This window comes from Frankia sp. CgJB1, assembly GCF_977947065.1.
Genome location: NZ_CDWTNB010000055.1, coordinates 1 through 21302, shown reverse-complemented (window position 1 = coordinate 21302; position 21302 = coordinate 1). Strand labels below are relative to the sequence as shown.

General features: G+C 69.7%; 23 protein-coding genes and 2 pseudogenes. 9 read left to right on the top strand and 16 right to left on the bottom strand.

The window, feature by feature from the left end:
* The 6 genes from AC08OT_RS08805 to AC08OT_RS08780 form a co-directional block, all read right to left on the bottom strand.
* Nucleotides 1-1234: Hsp70 family protein (locus AC08OT_RS08805; RefSeq protein WP_476593086.1), on the bottom strand; the 1234-nt coding region annotated here is incomplete at its 3' end.
* A gap of 28 nt (nucleotides 1235-1262) precedes the next feature.
* Nucleotides 1263-3260: a dynamin family protein gene (locus AC08OT_RS08800; RefSeq protein WP_476593085.1), complete on the bottom strand. Its 1998-nt coding sequence runs from the start codon at nucleotides 3258-3260 to the stop codon at nucleotides 1263-1265.
* A 66-nt stretch (nucleotides 3261-3326) separates the two neighbouring features.
* On the bottom strand, nucleotides 3327-3740 hold the full coding sequence (gene grpE / locus AC08OT_RS08795) for a nucleotide exchange factor GrpE (RefSeq protein ID WP_476593084.1): 414 nt from the start codon (nucleotides 3738-3740) through the stop codon (nucleotides 3327-3329).
* A gap of 162 nt (nucleotides 3741-3902) precedes the next feature.
* Nucleotides 3903-4037 carry a hypothetical protein gene (locus tag AC08OT_RS08790; protein ID WP_476593083.1) on the bottom strand — a complete coding sequence of 45 codons (135 nt, stop codon included), beginning with the start codon at nucleotides 4035-4037 and terminating at the stop codon, nucleotides 3903-3905.
* 53 nt (nucleotides 4038-4090) lie between these two features.
* Nucleotides 4091-4651: a hypothetical protein gene (locus tag AC08OT_RS08785; RefSeq protein WP_476593082.1), complete on the bottom strand. Its 561-nt coding sequence runs from the start codon at nucleotides 4649-4651 to the stop codon at nucleotides 4091-4093.
* Between the two features lie 52 nt (nucleotides 4652-4703).
* Nucleotides 4704-5792, bottom strand: a complete 1089-nt coding sequence (locus AC08OT_RS08780) for a hypothetical protein (RefSeq protein ID WP_476595484.1) — start codon at nucleotides 5790-5792, stop codon at nucleotides 4704-4706.
* Nucleotides 5793-6379: 587 nt separating this feature from the next.
* Between AC08OT_RS08780 and AC08OT_RS08775 the strand changes: the two genes are divergently transcribed.
* Nucleotides 6380-6889 carry an SAM-dependent methyltransferase gene (locus AC08OT_RS08775; protein WP_476593080.1) on the top strand — a complete coding sequence of 170 codons (510 nt, stop codon included), beginning with the start codon at nucleotides 6380-6382 and terminating at the stop codon, nucleotides 6887-6889.
* Between the two features lie 27 nt (nucleotides 6890-6916).
* On the opposite strand, the gene AC08OT_RS08770 is transcribed toward AC08OT_RS08775, so the two are convergent.
* Nucleotides 6917-7759: a DUF4097 family beta strand repeat-containing protein gene (locus tag AC08OT_RS08770; protein ID WP_476593079.1), complete on the bottom strand. Its 843-nt coding sequence runs from the start codon at nucleotides 7757-7759 to the stop codon at nucleotides 6917-6919.
* A gap of 90 nt (nucleotides 7760-7849) precedes the next feature.
* On the bottom strand, nucleotides 7850-8371 hold the full coding sequence (locus AC08OT_RS08765) for a toxin-antitoxin system HicB family antitoxin (protein ID WP_476593078.1): 522 nt from the start codon (nucleotides 8369-8371) through the stop codon (nucleotides 7850-7852).
* Between the two features lie 123 nt (nucleotides 8372-8494).
* Between AC08OT_RS08765 and AC08OT_RS08760 the strand changes: the two genes are divergently transcribed.
* Both AC08OT_RS08760 and AC08OT_RS08755 read left to right on the top strand, forming a co-directional pair.
* Nucleotides 8495-9685 (top strand): serine/threonine-protein kinase, encoded by a 1191-nt coding sequence (locus AC08OT_RS08760; protein ID WP_476602708.1) that lies wholly within the window; start codon nucleotides 8495-8497, stop codon nucleotides 9683-9685.
* A complete protein-coding gene (locus AC08OT_RS08755) occupies nucleotides 9585-10181 on the top strand; it encodes a hypothetical protein (protein ID WP_476593076.1) in 597 nt (198 codons plus the stop codon). The genes AC08OT_RS08760 and AC08OT_RS08755 overlap by 101 nt, the downstream gene beginning before the upstream one ends.
* Here AC08OT_RS08755 and AC08OT_RS08750 read toward each other — a convergent pair.
* Complete coding sequence (locus tag AC08OT_RS08750; protein ID WP_476593075.1) at nucleotides 10144-10668, bottom strand: SixA phosphatase family protein; 525 nt, start codon at nucleotides 10666-10668, stop codon at nucleotides 10144-10146. The genes AC08OT_RS08755 and AC08OT_RS08750 overlap by 38 nt on opposite strands.
* A gap of 396 nt (nucleotides 10669-11064) precedes the next feature.
* Here AC08OT_RS08750 and AC08OT_RS08745 point away from each other — a divergent pair, with 396 nt between their 5' ends.
* Nucleotides 11065-12237, top strand: coding sequence for a glycerophosphodiester phosphodiesterase (locus tag AC08OT_RS08745; RefSeq protein ID WP_476593074.1), 1173 nt, complete (start codon nucleotides 11065-11067; stop codon nucleotides 12235-12237).
* 36 nt (nucleotides 12238-12273) lie between these two features.
* On the opposite strand, the gene AC08OT_RS08740 is transcribed toward AC08OT_RS08745, so the two are convergent.
* A complete protein-coding gene (locus AC08OT_RS08740) occupies nucleotides 12274-12684 on the bottom strand; it encodes an NUDIX hydrolase (RefSeq protein WP_476593073.1) in 411 nt (136 codons plus the stop codon).
* 194 nt (nucleotides 12685-12878) lie between these two features.
* Nucleotides 12879-13169 (bottom strand): hypothetical protein, encoded by a 291-nt coding sequence (locus AC08OT_RS08735; RefSeq protein WP_476593087.1) that lies wholly within the window; start codon nucleotides 13167-13169, stop codon nucleotides 12879-12881.
* A gap of 23 nt (nucleotides 13170-13192) precedes the next feature.
* On the opposite strand from AC08OT_RS08735, the pseudogene AC08OT_RS08730 reads away from it, so the two are divergent.
* Nucleotides 13193-13906: pseudogene (locus AC08OT_RS08730) on the top strand (RNA-guided endonuclease InsQ/TnpB family protein); the annotation flags it as partial.
* 19 nt (nucleotides 13907-13925) lie between these two features.
* Here AC08OT_RS08730 and AC08OT_RS08725 read toward each other — a convergent pair.
* From AC08OT_RS08725 to AC08OT_RS08705, 5 genes and pseudogenes are all read right to left on the bottom strand, one after another.
* Nucleotides 13926-15086 (bottom strand): acyl-CoA dehydrogenase family protein, encoded by a 1161-nt coding sequence (locus AC08OT_RS08725; RefSeq protein ID WP_476593072.1) that lies wholly within the window; start codon nucleotides 15084-15086, stop codon nucleotides 13926-13928.
* 41 nt (nucleotides 15087-15127) lie between these two features.
* Complete coding sequence (locus AC08OT_RS08720) at nucleotides 15128-16414, bottom strand: CaiB/BaiF CoA transferase family protein (protein ID WP_476595491.1); 1287 nt, start codon at nucleotides 16412-16414, stop codon at nucleotides 15128-15130.
* The gene (locus tag AC08OT_RS08715) at nucleotides 16411-17022 is read right to left on the bottom strand and encodes an MmgE/PrpD family protein (protein WP_476594383.1); all 612 of its coding nucleotides are present in this window, start codon (nucleotides 17020-17022) and stop codon (nucleotides 16411-16413) included. Before AC08OT_RS08715 ends, AC08OT_RS08720 begins: the two co-directional genes overlap by 4 nt.
* 27 nt (nucleotides 17023-17049) lie before the next feature.
* Nucleotides 17050-17259: pseudogene (locus AC08OT_RS08710) on the bottom strand (MmgE/PrpD family protein); the annotation flags it as partial.
* 12 nt (nucleotides 17260-17271) lie between these two features.
* Nucleotides 17272-17625 (bottom strand): hypothetical protein, encoded by a 354-nt coding sequence (locus tag AC08OT_RS08705; protein WP_476594381.1) that lies wholly within the window; start codon nucleotides 17623-17625, stop codon nucleotides 17272-17274.
* A 176-nt stretch (nucleotides 17626-17801) separates the two neighbouring features.
* On the opposite strand from AC08OT_RS08705, the gene AC08OT_RS08700 reads away from it, so the two are divergent.
* From AC08OT_RS08700 to AC08OT_RS08685, 4 genes are all read left to right on the top strand, one after another.
* Nucleotides 17802-18842 (top strand): MaoC family dehydratase, encoded by a 1041-nt coding sequence (locus AC08OT_RS08700; protein WP_476594380.1) that lies wholly within the window; start codon nucleotides 17802-17804, stop codon nucleotides 18840-18842.
* A gap of 227 nt (nucleotides 18843-19069) precedes the next feature.
* The gene (cysK, locus tag AC08OT_RS08695) at nucleotides 19070-19999 is read left to right on the top strand and encodes a cysteine synthase A (protein ID WP_476594379.1); all 930 of its coding nucleotides are present in this window, start codon (nucleotides 19070-19072) and stop codon (nucleotides 19997-19999) included.
* Nucleotides 20000-20005: 6 nt separating this feature from the next.
* The gene (cysE, locus tag AC08OT_RS08690) at nucleotides 20006-20749 is read left to right on the top strand and encodes a serine O-acetyltransferase (protein ID WP_476594378.1); all 744 of its coding nucleotides are present in this window, start codon (nucleotides 20006-20008) and stop codon (nucleotides 20747-20749) included.
* Between the two features lie 257 nt (nucleotides 20750-21006).
* Nucleotides 21007-21302: helix-turn-helix transcriptional regulator (locus AC08OT_RS08685; RefSeq protein WP_476602707.1), on the top strand; the 296-nt coding region annotated here is incomplete at its 3' end.

The following is a 21302-nucleotide window of genomic DNA, read 5'->3' as shown; positions in this document are numbered from 1 at the left end:
CAGGGGCGAAGGCAACGGCGTTGACTGTTCGCGCCACCGGAAGGAACGACAGCAGGGGCGTCAGCGCCGGCGGCCGGGGTGGGTGCCGACGACCGGCAGTTCGCCGACGGGCTTGCTCTCTCACCGCTCGACGCGCCAAGCGGACCGCGCCGCGTACGACGGCTAGTTCCGGCGAGTCGTCGATCAGGACGGGTTTGCCGAAGCATTCGGCCAGCATCGTCGTGACCAGCGGGATGCGGCTGCTTCCGCCGACCGGCACGATGACGTCGACGTCCTGCCAGCGGGTGTTGCTTCTGTTTACCGTGCGGTCACATATGGCGATCGTTTCGGCCAGCACGGGGCGCAGGTCGTCCTCCCACTCCGCGCGCCGCAGCGTGAACGGCAGCATCGGTGTCCGCTGCAGCGAGGGCAGCATTTCGGCGTACCTGTCTACCGAAGAGAGCATGTGCTTGACCTCGACGCAGCCCTCGCCGAACCGCCTGCGTTCATCCAACAACCTCTCGAAGCCCTCGTGACCGAGGTCGCCCTGTTCGGCTAACAGGCGCGCGACCGGGTCCGGGAAGCGGCGGGCGATCATCTCCCGGACCATCCGGTCGAACCGAGTGCCACCGACGTCGTCGAGGCCGCCGACGTCGAACGCGTGTAGTCCGTCAGGCCCCGCCGTGGCGATCGCGCAGTCGAACGTCCCGCCACCGAGGTCGTAGACGAGGACGGTCCGGCGTTCCGGCAGGGCGTGTCGGACGATCGCGTCCGCCGCGGCGGCGACCGGCTCCCGCTCGAGCCGGACGACTTCGGGGTCGAACCCGGCGAGTGCTGCAGCCTCCCGCATCCGGGCCTGGTTGGCTGCTTCCCACGTCACCGGGATGGTGATCACGACGGCGGCCGGGGTGCCCGGGACCTGTCGCTCCGCTTCGCGCCGAAGGAACCGCAGCACCTCGGCCGCGAGTTCGTGCGCTTCGAATGACCTGGCGCCCAGCTTCTTCGGGCTCCTGCCAAAGTCGCGCTTGAACTCGTTCCGGAACAGCTCGGCCTGGAGCAGCCGCAGGTTGGCGGCACGTTGGCCGACGACAACCTCGCCGGCGGCGTCGAGGCAGACGGCGGTCGGCATCAACATTGGCCCGGGCGCGCCGGGCGCAAGCCGTACCGGGACGGGGTCGTCCCCCTCGCCGCCCCGACCTACCATGATCGATAAGGTCGACATCCCGAAGTCGATGCCGTACACGAGTTCGTCCATTGTCGGATCCCGTCTCGACCGCAATCAACTACCACGACCGCTGGCGCAGGCCGTCGACCCGCTGCGACAGCTCGCCCAGGCGGAGCGTGGCGGCCCGGAAGTCCTCGCGCCGTCGCTTCAGAGCGTCGATCTTGGCCCGGGCGTCGCCGGCCTTGCGAACATCGTCGTGTAGCGTGCGAAGTGATCCCTCAATCGTCGCCCGGTCCGCGGCGATCCGCGTGGTGAGATCGGCGGCCATATTCACCTTGGTGTCGCTGACGACCTGGTTGAACTGCCGCAACGCCGCCTGTTGGTCTTCGGCGAGCCGCGGTGAGATCGACTCGCGCAACATCCTGGTCCGGTTGCGTCGCTCCTCTCGCTTGACCCGGCTGTGGTGATCACGCCACCCCGCCACAGCGCCCGCCAGGAACCCCGCGGTCGCGAAGTCGCGCGCGGCGCTGCCCGCCGCAGAGGTCGAGTTGGGCTCTGATCCTGGCCGGCCGTACTCCGCTCGAGGCAGGCCGTAGCCTGCCTGCCTCCAAGGGTCTAGTCCGTACCCCGATGGTGAGCTGGAGCCAGGCCAATCCTGCTGCCGGTCCTTGTGGCGTTCCACGTACCCACCGAGCCGGTTACCGAAGAACATCCCCTGCATCCCGCCCGAACCCGCCGCCCAGAGGTACCGGAACGCACGCACGACGAACCCCTCCCGGTCCTCCTCGAGCGCGTCGTCCGACAGCTTCACCTCCGATACAAACGGTTCGGAGTTCGCGACGTGTGCGTCCAGCGAAAGCTTGGTCAGCTCGCGGTATTCTTTCGTCACCTCGTCGGCGGCGCGGTTGAAGGACAATATCGCTTGCTGGTATGTGACGGTCATCGTATGAGTCGTGTCGCTCACGAGCTTGTCTGGATTCGACCGGCCTTCGTCAGTGTCTGCCTTGCCATGGAACGCGGCCCGCTCCTCGCTCAGCGATACTTCGAGCTTGCGGCGGATCGGACGGGCTTTGAAATCGACGTCCTCGGCCAAGTCCTGCCGCCATTGCGCGCCTTTCTTCGTCAGGTTGTCCGCCCGCGCCATGGCGTCTTGCAGTTTCGCTTCCATCGCCTCGACGTCGTCGGTGCCTTCGAGGCCCGCCAACTGGGTGCGGAGTATCTCGGCCACGCGGTGGATCTCGGTGGTCATCGCGTCGATCGCCTCGTCGAGCTGGGCGGCGCCGCAGGTAGCACCCAAGCCGTTCCACATCTGGTCCTCGAGTGCCGGCAGCCCTGACTTCGCGAGCATTGCCTCGTCGCTCTTGGCCAGCGCCCGCCATTTGCGGTTCGCCGACACCGGCATGACGACGACGTCGGCCTCTGCGATGTTGGTCTCCTTGGCCACTCGTTCGCGGGCTGCGGCCACGACGGGTGCCGGGTCGGGCTTTTTGTCGATCATGGTGACCGCGGTGACGACCACGGGGCAGGCGCGGTACGCGTCCTCCCGGAGAAAGCGCAGTTCGCTGGCCGACAGCGGATCGGTGGCGGTACAGACGAACAGGATCGCGTCGGCCTCGGGCAGCACCTTGACGGTGGCGTCGCGGTGCGCGGGGTTGTCGGAACCGACACCAGGTGTGTCCGCGAGCACCAGCCCCGACGAGAGGATCTCGATCGGCGCGGTCATCGCCACCCGCTGGATGTTCTTGCGGTTGTCTGGATTGGCCTGCTCGGTAACGTACTCGCGCACCTCTCCGAGCGGCACAGGGATCGCTGGTCGGTCAGCGAAATAGACCGTCGCTCCCTCGGTGTCTCCCCACTCCAGGGTCACGACGACGCAGGTCGTGACGTCCACGTCCACCGGGAACAGGCCGCTGCGTTCCACGATCGCATTGAGCAGGCTTGACTTGCCCCGCCGGAACTCGCCGCAGGTGACCACCTTGTATTGGCCCGACCGAAGCTTCTCCCATGCCCGGTCGAGCCGAGCCCGCCCGCCCTCCGACAGGTCGTCGCCGAGTAGGCCGACAACCTCCGGAAACATTGCGAGAACCTCAACGCGGAGGTCTTCCAGGTCACTCATCTTTCTCCCCGTTCGGCGCGGCTTCCCGGTCGGCAGGCCGCGGTGGCCGCCCGGCGGATCCGGCTGTCAGTGTTCGCCGCCGGGCTGGCCAGCCTCGTCGGCGTACCTGTAGACGACGACCGCCGCGGGCCGGAGGAGCTGGCCGCGCCAGGCGTAACCAGGGCGCACCGTCGCGGCGATCCATTCGGCCAGGTCCGCCTGCCCGGTAGTACGGGTGGCGACGATTTCATGTCGGTCGGGGTCGACCGGACCGTCGTCGGTGATACGGACCACGTCGCACTGGTCGAGCACCTTCGTCGCCTGCTCGCCCAACCATTCCATTATCGCGAGGTTCTCTTCGGCGGATCTCGGCTCTGGTTTGGTGAGATCAGCGAGTTGCTCCACGAGAGCGATGGTCTGGTCCACGACGGGATGCGGCTCGGCCGCCCAAGCTGACTCCCACGCCCGGCTTTCCCGACCGGCGTCGGCGCCGAGTTCCACGCTGGCCCGGCCCTGGCCGGCTTCGTCTCGGCCAGCCGAGTTCTGGCCGGGTGGGTCAGCGCTGGCCGGATCGAGGCTGACGGCGCCCGCGCTGTCCGCTGCGGGCTGGTCCGGTGCGCTGGCGAGGTCGGCGAGGTCGCGTTCGGCGGCCTCGAGCCGGTTTCATAGGTCGGTGGTCCGCGCGCGTTCCTCGTCGAACGCGGCCCGCGTCTCGGCAAGCTCCGCTTCGGACGCGCGCAGTGCCGCCCGCGCGCCAGCGTCTGGAAGCAGGCGTGACAGCCTAATTCGCCGGCTCATCGGTTCGTTCTCCTCGGCGGGGGCGCGATGACTGGCATCACAGCCGCGGGCATTTACAGCTCCGTCGTCTCGAGCAGGCGCCGGGCGTCGGCGACCCGGTATGATAAGCGTTCGTAGCTGGCCAGGACTGTCCTCGCCGCGTTCGCGGTCGGCAGGTCGAGCAATGGCTGCACGCACCTGCGCGCCCATGCGCCGATCCGCTCCTCGGCCCGCCGTGACATCGCCGCGGGTGACGCCTCCTCGCTCAGCCCGAGCCGGGCCGCGCAGCTGACACCGTGTTCGCCAGTCACGGTGAGCAGGTCAACCGCTTCGCTGTCCGTCAGGGTCAGGACGCCCCGGTAGTAGTCCCGCAGCGCGGCGAGTTCGCGGAAGCCGTGAACGTCGCTGCGGGTTTGCTCGACCATCGCCGCCACAGCCGTGACCTCGGGCGACGGTGACCTCCCTGACCGTCCGGCCTCGGACCGACATCGGGTGACGGCGGTCTGGACTTCGCCGAGACCCCGGTCGAGCTTAATGAGCGCCGCGCGGTTACCGAAATGATCGACGATCAGCTTGCGGAGGCGGGCCACCCCACTGTCGACGACAAGCTGTGCCCGCACCTCGGCCTCCGTCATGTCGTCCCTGAGGTGGCGACAGGCGCGTAGCACCCCCCAGACGCCGAATTCGTTAACGAGCGTCGCCCGCCGATCCGGCCGGCACGCCGACCTCGGGGAGGTCCTCGGTCGCGAATCGCCCCGCATCCTCTAGCAGGTCGCTAAGATCCTCGAGCCCAAGCTCGCGGTTGAGGTCGGCGAACACGTTGAACAGCTCACTGCTCGCCGTCTGCGCGCCGCTCGCGACGATGCCGGCCACGGGGACGATCGTGTAGAAGTGTCGCTGCACCACCGGATCCCGCATCAGACGGTCGACGACCTGCCGGGCGCCGTCAGCCATCGGGTCGTAGGCCCATGGTGTGGGACTGCCGGGAAGGCCGGGCCCCGGCGGCCAGTACCGTTCGTCGCAGCGGCTCAGGACGCCAAACGCCTTGAGCGGGTTGACGTCCCGGCCGTCGGCGGCGCTCTCGCCCGCCGAGAAACGGTCCACGGCGATTAGGTCGATTTCGCCGACCCCGCCACTGAACAGGAAGACGACGGCGTCGGCGCGGTCGACCTCGGCCGTGCTGTCGGCGTGCACGGCGCTTGCATCCCGGCCGGTCGCGCGTAGCACGTCGGTGACCTGGTCGGCGACCACCGGGTCTGTGATGCCGAGGTACCGCGCCGCGTTCGCGGAGTCGACACCGTGCAGACTCGCCAGACCTGGCGTGTCGACCAGCCGGAACGACCGGAGCAACTCGATCGGTGCACCGAACTCGATCTTGCGGATGTCGCGGAGCAGATGAAGGTCCGCCGCGGCGGTGACACTCAGCTTCGCCAACTGGTCAGCCGGGTAATCGACCACAGTGTTGTCGATTAGATGGATCCGCACGGAACGAGTCGGCGCGTGACCTAGCTCGACGACGTTGAAGGTCAATTCGAGCTGGCCGGTCGGCGCGACCTTCTCGCCGACGACGGTCGACTTGCCGCGCTTGATCTGGCCGGCGACGGCGACGCGCATCGGTTCCCGCTGGCGGTCGGCGCATCGCACCAACGCCTGGGCCAGCTCGAACGTCGCCCGGTCATCGACAGGCAGGATGCTCGCGACTGAGCGGAACCGCTCGACGACGGCGGCGTTGGCCGCGGTCACGGCGGCGGTGCTTGCCCCGGTTCCTGCGTTCATTGCTGCCTGCTGCACGGTTCCCCCCGTTGACATCACGATTCTAGGTGAACGATGCTGCGTGGCGTGTCGGACCCCTGTGCCCAGAAAGAGCGGAACGTGTTGGAAAGATGACTATCGGATCATGACTCGCCATGATGCACGTCCGTCCCACTGGGCATGCGGCACTGACATGGCACGTTCCGGTCGGCCCTGTGCCGGCGTGAGCGTGGCGCACTCTGCCAGCATGGGCCTGGTCGTGCTCCCTTCCCGAGTGCGGCCAACAACGCACCGGCCTGGCTGGGAGTCACCAACGGCACTCTGTGAGGAGTCACGCCAGCGGCGGACAGGCTTCTGATCAGGCCAGCAGGTGGACCAGGCTGGTGCCCATGACAGCGACGGACGCGTCGTCGGGAGGGCACACGAACGCGGCCGGATCTCCTGCGAGTCACGTCGAGCCACAGGCCTCAACCTGACGGTCCTCATTCAGGAGCACCGACGCGACACTCACAGATCTCATAATCCGCAGGGTGACCGCGACACCCCCTGACTGAGCCGCCGCGATCTCGCCGTCCGACGGGCCGGCGCTGCATGAGCCTCAGAAAACGGACATGTGCAACCCGGGGGTGGTACCGATCGTCCTCACCCACGCCCGAGCCCTACTCGCCAGCACCCCCGAGGGCCGCACCGCCTACCTCGACGCGGATCTGCGCGACCCGGAGCGCATTCTGGCCGCCCCGGAACTGCGCGACACCCTCGATCTCACCCAGCCGATCGCCCTGTCCCTGATCGCGATCTTCCACTTCATCCCCGACTCCGACGACCCGCACGGCATTCTCCGTCGCTTCGTCGACGTGCTTCCGTCCGGCAGCTACCTCGTTCTCACCCACGGCACCGGCGACTTCGACCCCACGTTGCTGGTGGCGGCCGAGGCCTACCGGCAACGGAGGATTTCCACCCAGCTACGCAGCCGCGCCGAGGTCGAGCGTCTGTTCACCGGGCTGGAGCTGGTCGACCCGGGGGTGGAGGTGGCACACCGCTGGCGGCCCGATGACACCGTGCCCGCTGACCTGACCAACGCCCAGGTCAGCTGCTACGGCGCCATCGGGCGGAAAGCGTAGCCGGGCCGGCTCGCGCTTCGGGAATGGTCAGGCACGGTGGATCAGGATGTCGCCGTCGCCGGTACGGGCGCGCACCTCGACGGTCTCGTCGGTGGGCGCGGGGGCGTGGATGGCGGTCAGTTCGCTGTGCACACCGCCGCGTCCCGAGCGGACGTCCAGCAGGGCGGCGGTACCTTTCCGTACTCCCACTTCGAGCCGGCCGGAACCGGATACGAGCGCGACTGCGCCGCGCACCACTTCGCCGATCCGCACGCTGCCCGAGGCGGTCCTGGCCTCGACCCCCGCCAGCGCGCGGTCGACGGTGATGGCACCGGCGGCAGTGATCAGCCGCGCGTTCCCCGTCACCTCACCGATGGTGACGCCCCCGTTGGCCGTCTTGACTACCGCCGAGCCATCGATCTCGCGGATCCGGATCATGCCGTTCGAGGTCTTGATCTCGGCGTGCCCGGTCGTGCGGCCCACGGACACGTTCCCGTCGGCGGTCCCCAGCCGGAGCCTGCCGGTCTGGTCAAGGTCAATGTCGCCGGTGGCGGTGTGGAAGCTGGAATCGCCCAGGCGGCCCGTGCTCTGGATGTTGGTCATCGAGCTCGCGTCGACCCGCGAACCGGTGGGCAGCTCGACTGTCACGGTGACGGAGCCGTCCGGCCCGGACAGCGAGCGGGCCTTCTTCCTGGGTGCTCTGAGGTGAAGCTTCCCTTCGTCGTACTCGATGAGGGTCTCTCGCGCCGTCTGAACGTCGGTGTCGTGCGACGGGTCGCTCGGGCGTACCTCCACGACCGTGTCGGCGCGGTCGCTCGCGTTGATCCGGACGTGGCCGGTCCCGAGTTCGATGACGGCGAGGATCGGCTCGGGGGTGCGGAAAGTCGGCATGATGATCTCCTTGTGGCGTCGTCAGCCCGGGCGTGGCTTGCCCGGGCGCGGTGAACGCTGGCGCGGTGAACGCGGTGAACGCTGGCGTGGCTAGCGCACCCAGCCGCTGTAACGCCGCCCCAGCTGCTGGCCTGCGTGCGGACCGGTGCGCCGTCCCGCGGCACCAGGGTCGAGCGCGGCGGAGACGGCGTGCACCAGCCAGGCGTTGACGGACAGTCCTTCGTGCTCGGCCGCTTCATCGATGCGCGGTTTGAGACGCTCGGGGACGCGTAGCGTGATCCGCGAGGTACGTCCCTCGTCGTCTTCTGGAGCGGCGGACGGTTGCCTGACCACAGCGGCCTTGAAGTCGTCCGCCCCCGAGTGGTCGGTCGGCGGTGGCGTCACGACAAAATCAGGGTCTCGCCCACGCAGGCGTACCTCGACCGAGCCCGGCGCCAACTCTCGGGTGATCTCGTCGGCGGCGGCCGACAGCGCCTCCAGCAGGGCGAGCCTGACGGCCGAGTCCAGGGGCAGAGTGAGCCGCTCGGCCAGCGCGCGGGCGTTCTCACCCCCGGCTTCCGCGGCTGCCGCGAGTTCCCGGCGGAGGTTCTCGACATACGGCGCAAGGTCCATGACGTCATGATGGCACCAAGTTGACGTCATCTGCAAGCTCTGGCAGTCAGTAGGACGTCACAGCTGTCGTCGCCTCGGCTGCCCGGCCGGTACGGCTGCCGGCGGGGCGGTCGCGAACCCTCGTTGCGTGCGACGACTACGAAAAGTAGCGATCGTCGGGGTGCTCTCGTCACCGTCGCAGGCCTCGGCGATAGTGGGGCGATCCGCCCGGTGGCGGCGGTGATGCAGACGGGGGTGGATGTGCCGGGCGACGCGCACGGCGTCAGGATGCAGCCACCGCGGGCCACGGATCCGGGGTCACTGGGCCGGCACCGGGTGCTGGGCAGGCTCGGTGCCGGCGGGATGGGTGTAGTCTACCTGGCCGAGGGTCCCCTCGGCCAGGTCGCGGTCAAGTTGATCCGACCGGAGTACGCCGACGATCCGCAGTTCCGGGCGCGATTCCATCGCAAGGTCCAGGCGTGTTTCCGGGTCGACGGTGCCCACACCGCCCGGCTCGTCGACTTCGAGCTGGAGGCCGAACGTCCATGGCTGGCCACCGAGTTCGTCGACGCCCCGGACCTCGCCGCCCAGGTCGCGGCGGCCGGCCCCCTACCCACCGGGGAGCAGATCATCCTGGCGGCCGGGCTCGCCGAGGAGTTGGCGTCCATCCACGCGGCCGGCCTGATCCACCGCGATCTCAAACCGTCCAATGTGCTGTGGACCGCGGACGGGCCGAAGGTCATCGACTTCGGGATCGCCGCGGCGGCCGAGGCGCGCCCGCTGACCGCGGTGGGCGGAGTCGTCGGCACGCCCGGGTGGCTCTCGCCGGAGCAGGCCACGGGCGGGGAGGTCACCGCCGCCAGCGACGTGTTCGGCTGTGGGGCACTGGTCTGCTTCGCCGCCACCGGCCAGCCGCCGTTCGGCAGCGGCTCCGCCGACGCGGTGGCGTCGCGGATCGCGGCTGCCGAGTTCCAGATCGACTCCGACCGGCTCGCTCCAGAGCTGCACGCGCCCGTCCGCGAGGCACTCGACCGCCAGCCGCCGCAACGGCCTACCGCGCTCAACCTGTGCGAGCGGCTCGTCGGTCACGCCCGGGGGGGCGCAGATCCCAGTGACGCGCATCCTTCCCGACGCAGCCCGGACACCCACCCCACCGGCTGCACCGCAGATCCCGGGTTCGCCGCAGACCCCGGCACCCGAGCCGCGGGCACGCCGTCGCCGTCGCTGGCTGCTGGTGGGCGCCGGCACCGTCGTGGTCCTCGCGCTCGCGGGGGCGCTCGCCACCGTGCTGGTGGCCGGGGGCAACAACTCGAGCGCGGACAACTCGACGAGTAGCCGGCAGTCCTTCACCGCCGACGCGCCGTGGCGTCTCGCGATCATCGACCAGATCGAAGGCACCGACAACGGGTGCACGATCATCGTGACCAGCGACAGCACCGGCGAGCAGCAGACGATCAAGGAGGTCTACGGTGCGAAGACCTTCCAGGTACCGCTTGTCGGCGGCTTCCACTGGCAGGCCAACGACCCCGGGTGCTCGGTGACGGCCCGCTCCGGATCGGGGACGGCCGTCCTACCCTTCGCCCAGCAGGCCGGCACCGGCGACACCGACGCGTTCGAGGTCCCCTCGGGCCTTGTCCGGGTCGAGGTCGTGGACTTCGCCGGCTCGGACGACTGCGGGCTGCAGCTCCACGACGCCGCCGACGGCCGGGAGATCAGCTTCGGCACCGCGGCCCGCGGCGGTCCGCCGTTGCTGCTGGACCCGAGCGGACGCACCCAGGTCTACCTGGCCAACCTCACCTGCGGTGTCCGGGTGTCGGCCGCCCCGGGCTGAGCGGGTTCTGTTCCCCGCTGCCCGGCACAGCGACGTAACGGGCGGTGGCCTCGCGGTCCGGATAACCACGGATGATCCAGGCACCACCCTTCGCGGTGCAGTCGTCCGGGCCGGGCAGCGTCGTCCTGCCCTGCCGCCGCCACGCCTCGAACAGCACGCGGATCACCTCGCCGTGCGTGCACAGCACCGCGTCCCCGCTGTCGTCCTGGGTGAGCACGGCGAGCAGGTCGAACGGCGAGGCGCCGACCGCGAGGGCCGAACACCGTTGCACCGGCAGGCCCCGGTCGGCCGCCACCGGCTCGACGGTCTGCTCGCAGCGGACGTACGGGCTGGTGAGAATCCGCGCCAGCGGAATCGGCCGGAGGAGGTCCACTACCGCCCGCGCCTCGCGCTGGCCGCGCCGGCTGAGCGGACGGTGTTCGTCGCGCCCCTGCCACGTGTGTTTCTCGCCGGCATGGGCGTGCCGGAGAAGGATGAAGTCGACCACGTCCGCTCCTCCTATCGACGCGTAGCTCGGATCCTGTCGTCGAACTCCGGCGATCCGCGATCGCTCGCCCTCCGGTCGAAACCCTCTCTGATCATCTACATCGTCCTGCATGCCGGGCAGGGCCGACCCCGATACCGTAGCGGCCCGTACCGACCGGGCGGCCGTAAGGCCGCTCGTGCCACCGCGGTCCGCACGTCGACGGAGGCGGACTGGCCGAGGTCGTCACCGTTGCGCGCGGCTGATGGTTACGGCCGACTGTTCGTGCGCCAGGTTCATCAAAGTGCCATCTGGGCGACCACGGCGGGTAACACGTGGTCCGTTCATTGGTCGGCTGTTCCCGGTTGGCTTTATGGGCGCTCCTTCGGCGAGGGTCGTCGCCGCTGCGCTGGAGGACTTGTGGACCGTCGTCGCGTGCTCGCGGGGATCGTCGCAGCGCCTTTCGCCGCCGTCCCTCTCCTCGCCCCGGTAGCCGCGTCAGTCGCCCCGGCGGGCGCCCTCGGCTCCGGCGGTGGCCAGCGCCGCCCGACACTGGTGATCGGGCATCGAGGAGCGTCCGGCTACCGTCCGGAGCGCACCCTGGCCTCCTACGAACTGGCCGCCCGGTTGGGTGCCGACTTCGTCGAGCCGGACCTCGTGCCCACCAGGGACGGCGTCCTGGTCTGCCGGCACGAACCGGAGATCGGCGGAACCACCGACGTCGCCGCGCATCCCGAGTTCGCCGCCCGCAGGACGACGAAGATTCTCGACGGCGTCGCGACCACCGGCTGGTTAACCGAGGACTTCACCCTGGCCGAACTGAAGACGCTGCGCGCCAAGGAACGGCTGCCCGAGGTCCGCCCGCAGAACACCAGGTACGACGGCCAGTTCGAGATCCCGACGTTCACCGAACTGCTTGATCTACGCGCCCGGCTGTCCCGGGAACTCGGCCGCGAGATCGGCGTCTACCCGGAGACCAAGCACCCGACCTATTTCGCCAAGGCCGGCCTGCCCCTGGAACGGCGGCTGCTGGACATCCTGGTCCGGTACGGCCTGAACCACCGGGGCGCGCCGGTGTACGTCCAGTCCTTTGAGACCACGAATCTCTGCGAGCTGCGTACACTCGGCCTGCGCACGGCCTCGGTACAGCTGCTGTCCGCCACGGGCGCGCCGTTCGACCTCGTCAATGCCGGCGACCCGCGGACGTACCAGGATCTGTCGACGCTGGCCGGGCTGTGGCAGATCGCCCGCTACGCGAACGGCATCGGCCCGGACAAGCTTCAGGTCATCCCCCGGGCCGGGGACGGGACGCTGGGTACCCCGACCTCCCTGGTCACCGACGCCCACGCCGCCGGGTTGGTGGTGCATCCGTACACCTTCCGCGCGGAGAACACCTTCCTCCCGAAGGACTACCAGGTGGGCACCAGCCCCAGCGACCTCGGCCGGGCCGTCGACGAACAGGTCGCCTATCTCAAGACGGGCATCGACGGGCTGTTCACCGACCAGGCCGATATCGGTGTCCGCGCCCGGGCCGTCGCCGCCGGCCTCCCGAACCCCGGACCCCCGCCGGCCGACCACCACCCCACTCACTGACTCGCCGGCAGGTCCGCCTCGACATCGGACAGCCGGTTAACCGAGGGTCGGAAGCACCCGTTCGAAGAATTCGTGGTGACCGGCGAACGTGAGCTCCAGCCGGGTGAACTCGTGTGGCGTCACCCAGCGGGCGTCGCTCACCTCGCCCGGGTCGAGGATCAGTTCCTCGTCGGATCCGACCTCGGCGGTCCACCAGTGCAGCTGGTAGCTGCCGTCGTCGGTGTCGCATTCCCAGACCTTCGCAAGGGGGGTGACAGCCAGCCCCACCTCCTCGCGGACCTCGCGAACCAGCGCCGCCGCCTGGCTCTCGCCGGGCTCGATCCGGCCGCTCAGCGGAGCCCAGTAGCCCGGTCTCTGCGCCTGCGGCCCACGCCGGATGACCAGTACGCGACCGGCCCTCAGCAGCACCGCGACCACGGCCTGCCGTTTGCCCACCGCTGCCGTCACGGGAACCAGTGTAGGGAGGAGGCCGACGTCGCGACGGAAAAGTGTGGAGGGTTGGGCACGGTCCGCCAGGCCAGGTCCGGGGATGCACCGTCACCGTGGCCACCCCGTCCTCCGCCGTGGCCAGGAGCAGCCCGTCGCCGCCGGGGAGTTCCACGTCCGGAACGTTCTCCCGGTCTCTACCTCCCACAGCCGGGTCATCGTGTCTTCCGCCCCGACCGGGCGCCACCGTGGAGCAAACAGCCCACCGGTGGTGTCACCGGCCCGTCCGGCACCACTCCCCACCGGGTTGCCGTGCACGAGGTGCGGCCGATCGTCCATGTCACCCGTACAAGCAGGTCTTCCACCAGGATCGGGAGTTCCATCACCGGCTCCCCGGCCCGGGCAGGCGCCCACCGGTGGGCCTTGTCGAACTCCGCCCGCGGAAAGCTGGTGATCAGTGCGCCGTCGCCGTCCAGGACCAGCAACGGCCATCCCCCGCCGGTCACAGGATCACCACCGGATCATCCGGCCGGTGCAGCGGCGCGGCAGCACGGTCGGCCTCGACGCAGGCGTGCACCACCTCGCCGTCCTCTCCACCGGCGAGCAGGTCGCCAACCCGAAGCCGCTCGCCTGCTCGCTGCGCAGGCTGCGGCGCGCGTCGCGGGCCTACGCCCGGTTGAAGCCGGGAAGCGCTGGCCGACACCAGCGGGCCGCGCACCTCGCGAAGATCCACGCTCGGGTGGCGAACCAGCGCCGCGACGGGCTTCACAAGCTCACGACCCGACTCGCGACGTCCCACGATGTGATCGTGGTGGAGGATCTGCACGTCGCCGGGATGGTCCGCAACCGGCGCCTCGCCCGCGCCGTGTCCGACACCGGCCTGGCCGAGATCCGCAGGCAGCTCGCCTACAAGACCATCTGGTACGGGTCGCGGCTGGTCGTCGCGGACCGCTGGTATCCAAGCTCGAAGACCTGCTCCGGCTGTGGCTGGCGAAACCCAAGCCTGACCCTGGCCGACCGCACCTTTCACTGCCAGTCCTGCGGGCTGGCGATCGACCGCGACGCCAACGCCGCGGTCAACCTGCATAACCTCGTCGACCGCCAGTACATTGGCGACGTTAAAACTGCCCGTGGAGTCGACCGTAAGACCCCGCCTGCGGGGCCGGTGGCTGTGAAGCGGGAACCCGGCACCGCGCCAGCAGGTCAGACTGGGGGTGCCTCACCGAGAGGCGAGGCGGCATGAACAGCGCTATCCAGCTCTCTCATGTAACGGTGATTCCCCCTCGGGCGATGAGCTGGGCGGCGATGACGTTGCGTTGGATCTCGTTGGTGCCTTCGCCGATGATCATGAGTGGGGCGTCGCGGAAGTAGCGTTCGACGTCGAACTCGGTGGAGTAGCCGTAGCCGCCGTGCACCCGGACCGCGTTGAGCGCGATCTCCATCGCGGTTTCCGAGGCGAACAGCTTGGCCATCCCGGCTTCCAGGTCGCATCGCTCGCCGGCGTCGTAGCGGTCGGCGGCCAGGAGGACGAGCTGGCGGGCAGCGGTGTACTTGGTGGCCATGTCGGCGAGATAGTTGCCGATGGACTGGTGTTTCCAGATCGGCTTGCCGAAGGCCTCGCGTTCCTGGGCGTAACGCAGCGCGTCGTCCAGCGCGGCGCGGGCGACACCGAGGGCGCGGGCGGCGACCTGAATCCGGCCGATCTCCAGGCCCTTCATAATCTGCGCGAATCCGCGGCCTTCCTCGCCGCCGAGCAGCGCATCGACGGGGGCATGGTAGTCATCGAAGGACAGTTCACAGCTTTCGACGCCCTTGTAGCCGAGTTTTGGCAGGTCTTTGGACACGGTGAACCCGTCGCCGGGTTCGACCAGCAGGATGCTGATGCCCTTGTGCCTGGGCTCGGCTTTCGGATCGGTCCTGCACAGCAGCGCGATCAGCTGGGAGCGGCGGGCGTTGGTGATCCACGTCTTCGACCCGTTGACCACGTAGTGCTCACCGGCGCGGCGGGCGCTGGTAGTGAGGGCCTGCAGGTCGGAACCGCCGCCGGGTTCGGTCAACGCCATCGTGGCGCGGATCTCACCGCTGGCCAGTGCGGGCAGATAACGCTGCTTCTGCTGCTCGGTGCCGAAGGTGAGGATGAGCGTGGAGACGACGGTGTGGCCACCCATCGCGCCGGCCAGGCTCATCCAGCCGCGGGCGAGCTGCTCGGTGACCTGGACGTAGCAGGGGGTGGAGACGGCAACCTCGCCGTAGGGTTCCGGAATGGCCAGGCCGAAGATGCCGAGCTTTTTCATCTGCTCGATGAGCTTCTCGGGATAGTCGTTGGCGTGTTCCAGGTCCCGGGCGACCGGGCGGACCTCCCGGTCGACGAAGTCGTGCACGGTGTCGACGATGGCTTGTTCTTCCGCGGTCAGGGTACTCACGCTGGGTCCTCTTTGAATGGGGGGCCGGGGATCGGCGGAGGTCAGATGACGCCGTCGGCACGGAGCGCGGCGATGGCGGTATCGGTGCGGCCCAGGCTGCGCAGGATGGCGTCGGTGTGTTCGCCGAGGGCGGGAACGGGGTTCATCACCGGGTCCAGGTCGGTGAGGGTGGCCGGGGGCAGGAGGGCGCCGATGTCGCCGCCGGGGGTGGCGACGGTGCGCCACCGGTCGCGGCCAGTCAAGACGGGGTGGTCGAGGAAGTGGGCGACGGAGTTCAGCCGGGCATTGGCGATACCGGCTTTGGCCAGCAACGCCAGCACTGTGCCGGTGTCGAGCGTGGCGAATCGGTCCGCGATCACGCCGTTGAGGGCGTCGCGGTGGGCGACGCGCGCGGAGTTGGTCGCGAAGCGGTGGTCCTCGGCCAGGGCCGGGTCGTCGAGCACGATCCGGCAGAAGGCGTGCCATTCGCGTTCGTTCTGGATGGCCAGCAGCACCGTCTGGTCCTCGGCGGTGGTGAACGGGCCGTAGGGGGCGATGGTGGCGTGCTGAGCGCCGACCCGTGCCGGTTGCCGCCCGCCGTACCGGGTGTAGTAGGCCGGTGAACCCATCCACTCGGCGAGGGCCTCGAACAACGATACCTCGACCGCGGAGACCGCCCCCGTGGTGGCGCGCCGGTAGAGGGCAGTGAGGATGCCGGTGTAGGCGTACATGCCGGCGGCGATGTCGGCGACCGAGATCCCGGCCTTCGCCATCTGGTCCGGGCTACCGGTCAGCGACACGAGGCCGGTCTCGCACTGCACGAGCAGGTCGTAGGCTTTCCGGTCGGCCCAGGGCCCGTCGGTGCCGTAGCCGGAGATCGTGCAGGGGATCACCCGAGGGTGCCGGTCGGCCAGGGACGAGGCGTCGAGGCCGAGGCGAGCGGCGGCGCCGGGGCCGAGGTTCTGCACCAGCACGTCGGCCTCGGCCAGCAGCTCCTCCAGAACCGCGCGCCCCTCGGTGGTCTTCACGTCCAGGGTAAGGGATTCCTTGGAGCGGTTGAGCCACACGAAGTAGCTCGACTGGCCGTGCACCGACACGTCGTAGCGGCGGGCGAAGTCGCCGCCGTCGGGCCGTTCGATCTTGATGACCCGCGCGCCGAAATCAGCCAGCTGGCGGGTGGCGAACGGGGCCGCGACGGCCTGCTCCAGGCTGACCACGGTCACCCCGGCCAACGGCAGCGGGACGTGCGGCGAGGGGGAGCGCTGCGAGGAGGATCGCGGCGCGGCGCCCGGCGTCGCGCCCGACTCGGGGCGGTGCTGCTGGTGCTCGGTTATGTGGTGCTCGGTCACGTCAGGCCGCTCCTTTGGCCAGGCAGGTGGTCTGCCAGCAGCGTCGCGGCACGCGCCCAGTCCAGTCCGGTCAGCAGCGTGGGAACGTCGGGGCCACAGTCGGCGATCTTAGCGCGCAGATCCTGATCCGAAGGTGGCCGCCCGGGCGACCCGGGTGGCAGCCGCTGGCTCACCGAGTACCGGGCGCCACCGCTGAGGGTGAGCGTGATGTCGATGCGGCCGGAGAGCAGCCCGTCACCGCCGGGGGTCTCGGTGACGGCTACGAGCTGGAGCAGGCGCTGGGCTTCGGGTCGGGTCACGGCGAGGTCGGTGAAGCTCCCGAAGCCGGGATGAGGGTCCAGCAGCGCGGCGGCGATGGCATATTCCAGGCTGAACTTCCCCTGCAGCCCGGTGCGGGGCCGATGGTGGATCAGCGGCTGTACTGCGCCCGCGGGTGTGCTCACCTCGATCGCGGTGATGCCCGAGGCGACGGCGTCGGCAGGCAGGTGCTCGCGCAGCGCGCTGATCGGGCGTTGCAGTGCGTAGCAGCAGGGAAAAATCTTGATCGCCAGCCCGCCGGGCACCGCCGGGCCGGTCACGTCGATGTGGTCCGGGTCGCCGCCGACCAAGCGTAGCCATGCGTCCAGCGCGGTCGGATCCGCGGTAGCGCCGACGGCGGCCAGCCTCGCCGCCCGAACTCCCGCGTCGGCGGCGAAGCCGACCTGCAGGGACTTGCCGGCGGAACCGAATGCCCGCTGCACCCCGCCGGCCGCGGGAACTGAGAGCGCGATCACCGTGGCGATCTGCTCGGTCGACAGGCCCAGCGCCACCGACGCGGACACGGCGGCGGCCGGCGCCCCGGCCGTACAGGTGGCGTGCTAGTCGCCGGCATAGTGCGACCAGCCCAGCGCCGCCCCGAGCCGCGCCATCATCCCGGCTCCCGCCAGGTAGGCGCGGGCGTCCCCGCCGACGGCCAGCGTCGCGGGGACGCACACCACGCTGATGTGGGTGGTGGACTCCAGGTGCAGGTCGTCGAAATCCAGGACGTGCCCGACCGCCGCCCAGCGCGCCGCGTCCGGCAACCCGGCCGACAGCGCCACCAGATCGTCCTGCCGGGCGGCGAGCGTGACAGCCATCGTGTCGAGCAGTGAGCGCTGCGCCAGGTCGAGGTCCGCGGCACTCGGCACATAGTCGTGCGCCCACTGGGCCAACGTCTCGGCGGTCGATTCCATCCACAACTCCCGACTCTCGCCAGCGCGGGGCCACACCTGGATCGCCCGTGTTTCACACCTGGGTCGCCCGCGCCTGGGTCGCCCGTGCCCGCAGCGCACCTGCCCGCCCGAAAGATAATGTATGGCCAATAGTGATCGGTAACAGGCAGTGGCGACAGGCAGGGAGGAGCCGAGCGGTGGGCGGCGGCAGGTCGACGGCGGGGGCTGCCAGCCCGCTCGTCCCGGCGCAGGGTCCGTACTTCGAGTACCTGGCGGTCGGGCACGTGTTCGACGCCGCGCCGTCGGTCACGTTGAGCAGCGGGCACGCGGCGATGCACCAGGCGATCGTGGGCGATCGGCTGCGGCTGCCCCTGGACGACGGCTTGGCTCGCGCCGTGGCCGGGCGGTGGCCGGTTGCTCATCCCGCGTTGGTGTGGGATATCGCGATCGGGCAGTCGACGCTGGCGACGCAGCACGTGCGGGCCAACTTGTTCTACCGGGGTTTCGTGTTCCGCCGGTTCCCGGCGATCGCCGACACGTTGTCCACCACCACGGAGGTCGTCGGGTTGCGGCAGAACCGGCCCAGGCCGGGGCGCCGTCCGACCGGGCTGGCGGTCCTGCGGGTCCGTACGGTGGATCAGCAGCTACGACCGGTGCTGGATTTCTGGCGCTGCGCGATGCTGCCCCTGGCCGACCCTGACACGGACACCGGTCACCACGATGACCTCGACGAGGTCGGTGTACACCCTTCTCCGGCGGACTTCGTGGCCGCGGTCGAGCCGTGGCGGCTCGACGTCTTCCGCGAGCAGGTGCGCGGCGGCGAGCATTTCGCCGATATCGCGGTCGGCCGCCGCTGGCGGGTGGTTGGCGCCGACGTGGTGTCCTCGGCGCCTGAACTGGCCCGGCTCACGCTCAACATCGCCACCGTGCATCACGACGAGATCGCCGCGGGCGGGCGGCGTCTGGTGTATGGCGGGCACACCATCGGCCTGGCGCTGGCCCAGGTCTGCCGTGCGCTGCCCAACATCGTCACGGTCGCCGGCTGGGACGGGTGCGATCATACCGGCCCGGTCTACGAGGGTGACTCGCTGAGCAGCACGGTCACCGTGGAGTCCACCCAGGCACTCGCTGCCGGGGGTGGGCTCGCGTGGTTGCGGGTCGAGGTCGAGGCCCAGGCAGGGCCGGCCGGACAGCCGCGGTCGGTCCTGCTGTGGCGGTGCGCGGTGGTTCTGGCTTGACGCCCGCCGAACCGGGGCTGATGGCTACGATGCGCCTGGCCTGAGGCGCCGGTACAGGTACGACGACCCTGCGGGCCGGGGCTTCCGGATGTTGGCCCGGGGGGACCTGTGGGCCTACTTTCCCGGCCGTGGACGAACCAGCAGGCCCGTCGAGGTCGTTAGGAAGGGCGGGAAGGCGCGGGCCTGGCAGAGTGGATGACCACGGGGCCCGGCAGAGGAGAACATCGATGAGGATTGCGGAAGACATCACGCAACTGATCGGCAACACGCCGCTGGTCCGATTGCGTCGCGTCACGGACGGGGTGGGAGCCCAGGTCGTGGCCAAACTGGAGTCCTTCAACCCGGCGCACAGCGTGAAGGACCGCCTCGGGGTGGCCCTGATCGACGCCGTGGAGCGGGCGGGGCTGATCGGGCCGGACACCGTCATCCTCGAACCTACCAGCGGGAACACCGGCATCGCCCTGGCCATGGTGTGCGCCGCCCGCGGGTACCGCTGCGTCCTGACGATGCCCGAGACGATGAGCACCGAGCGGCGGATGCTGCTGCGGGCCCTCGGTGCGGAGCTCGTGCTCACCCCCGGTGCCGAGGGCATGCCCGGCGCCATCGCGAAGGCGGAGGAACTCGCGAAGAACGACGAGCGGTACCTCATCCCGCAGCAGTTCGAGAACCCGGCCAACCCGGCGATCCACCGCGCCACGACCGCCGAGGAGATCTGGCGCGACACCGACGGGCAGATCGATGTGCTCGTCGCCGGGGTCGGCACCGGCGGGACCATCACCGGCGTCGCCCAGGTCATCAAGGAGCGCAGGCCCGAGGCGCGGTTCGTCGCCGTGGAGCCGTCGGCGTCGCCGGTGCTCTCGGGCGGCGTGAAGGGACCGCACCCGATCCAGGGCATCGGTGCCGGGTTCGTCCCGCCGGTCCTGGAGACCGGCCTCGTCGACGAGATCATCCAGGTCGATGGTGAGGACGCCTTCGACCTGGCCCGCCGGCTGGCCCGGGAGGAGGGACTCCTAGTGGGCATCTCCTCGGGCGCGGCGGTGTCGGCGGCGCTGCAGGTGGCCCGCCGCCCGGAGACCGCCGGGAAGCTGGTCGTCGTCGTGCTTCCGGACTTCGGCGAGCGCTACCTGAGCACACCGCTGTTCACCGGGTTCGGGTGACCGACTGTGCTCTCGACGCTGCGCCATGACCTGCGCACGGTGAAGGAGCGGGATCCGGCCGCCCGCTCCACCCTCGAGATCGCCCTGTGCTATCCCGGCGTGCACGCAGTCTGGGGCCACCGGATCAGCCACTGGCTGTGGACCCGTGACCTGCGGCTGCCCGGGCGCGTGGTTGCCACGCTCACCCGCATGCTCACCGGGGTCGAGATCCACCCCGCCGCCACGCTCGGCCCCGGCGTCTTCATCGACCACGCCACCGGCGTGGTCATCGGGGAGACCGCCGAGGTCGGCGCCGACGTCACGATCTACCACGGGGTTACCCTCGGCGGCACCAGCCTGGAACCGGCCAAGCGGCACCCCACCATCGGCGACCGGGTGATCATCGGTGCCGGTGCCAAGGTTCTCGGCAACATCACCGTCGGCTCGGACAGCCGCATCGGGGCCAACGCCGTCGTCGTGCGGCCCGTGCCGCCCGGCTCGGTGGTCGTCGGCGTCCCCGGCCAGGTCATCACCCCCAGCCGCCCCCGGCCGGCCACCGCTCTGCCCGGTCAGGACGACGTGCTCCCCGACCTCGTCGGCGTCAGCCTGAAGTCCCTGCTCACCCGGGTCGACCAGCTGGAGGCGGCGTTCGACGGGAACACCGGGAACAACGGGAACACCGACGGCCGCGCCGACGGGCGGGTCGCCGCCCATCCCACGATCCGCCCGCCCCAGGCCGGTGTGTGGTACGGCGAGGACTTCTCCATCTGATCAACAACCTTCATCGGCGACCTGATCGGTGACACCCCTGGCTCGACCGGTGCCCCTGGGGATCCGGTCGAGCCAGGATTTGCCGGCAAAGCATGCGTCGCCATGACCACTTGATTCCGCCAGGCCACCGAGAGAATCGCTGGCGATCGGGATCGAGCGCTCCTATTTTTGATCACATAACGTAGTGATCTATCATGGATTAGCCATCATGGCGAGGCCCTGGTCTGATGCTGCGTCCCACGTAGGAGTTGAAGCACATGGTGAGGTCGTTCGGGGGGTCGGCATCGCCGCTTCGGGCGGCACGGCTAGCGATAAACGCCACCCAGGAGCAGATCGTCGCGGCGCTGGATGCCAGATCATCGTCGGGTTCGTCCGGGGTGACCCCGAGCATGCTCAGCGGCTGGGAGCTGGGAAGACGCACGACGAGCCCCCGCTACCGGAAGATGCTGTGCGATCTGTTCAGAGAATCGCCGGATGTGCTGTTCGCCCATCAGGACGCGGCGTCCACCGGCCTGGATGGTGAGATGGCGCTTGTCATGGGGCATTCCTGGCA

What these genes read in the sequence shown, in the direction of transcription:
- AC08OT_RS08800 (WP_476593085.1), bottom strand. Translation starts at nt 3,260, where the DNA reads ATGAGTGACCTGGAAGACCTCCGCGTTGAGGTTCTCGCAATGTTTCCG.
- AC08OT_RS08790 (WP_476593083.1), bottom strand. Translation starts at nt 4,037, where the DNA reads ATGAGCCGGCGAATTAGGCTGTCACGCCTGCTTCCAGACGCTGGCGCG.
- AC08OT_RS08785 (WP_476593082.1), bottom strand. Translation starts at nt 4,651, where the DNA reads ATGACGGAGGCCGAGGTGCGGGCACAGCTTGTCGTCGACAGTGGGGTG.
- AC08OT_RS08780 (WP_476595484.1), bottom strand. Translation starts at nt 5,792, where the DNA reads ATGAACGCAGGAACCGGGGCAAGCACCGCCGCCGTGACCGCGGCCAAC.
- AC08OT_RS08775 (WP_476593080.1), top strand. Translation starts at nt 6,380, where the DNA reads ATGTGCAACCCGGGGGTGGTACCGATCGTCCTCACCCACGCCCGAGCC.
- AC08OT_RS08770 (WP_476593079.1), bottom strand. Translation starts at nt 7,759, where the DNA reads ATGCCGACTTTCCGCACCCCCGAGCCGATCCTCGCCGTCATCGAACTC.
- AC08OT_RS08765 (WP_476593078.1), bottom strand. Translation starts at nt 8,371, where the DNA reads ATGGACCTTGCGCCGTATGTCGAGAACCTCCGCCGGGAACTCGCGGCA.
- AC08OT_RS08705 (WP_476594381.1), bottom strand. Translation starts at nt 17,625, where the DNA reads ATGGAATCGACCGCCGAGACGTTGGCCCAGTGGGCGCACGACTATGTG.
- cysK (WP_476594379.1), top strand. Translation starts at nt 19,070, where the DNA reads ATGAGGATTGCGGAAGACATCACGCAACTGATCGGCAACACGCCGCTG.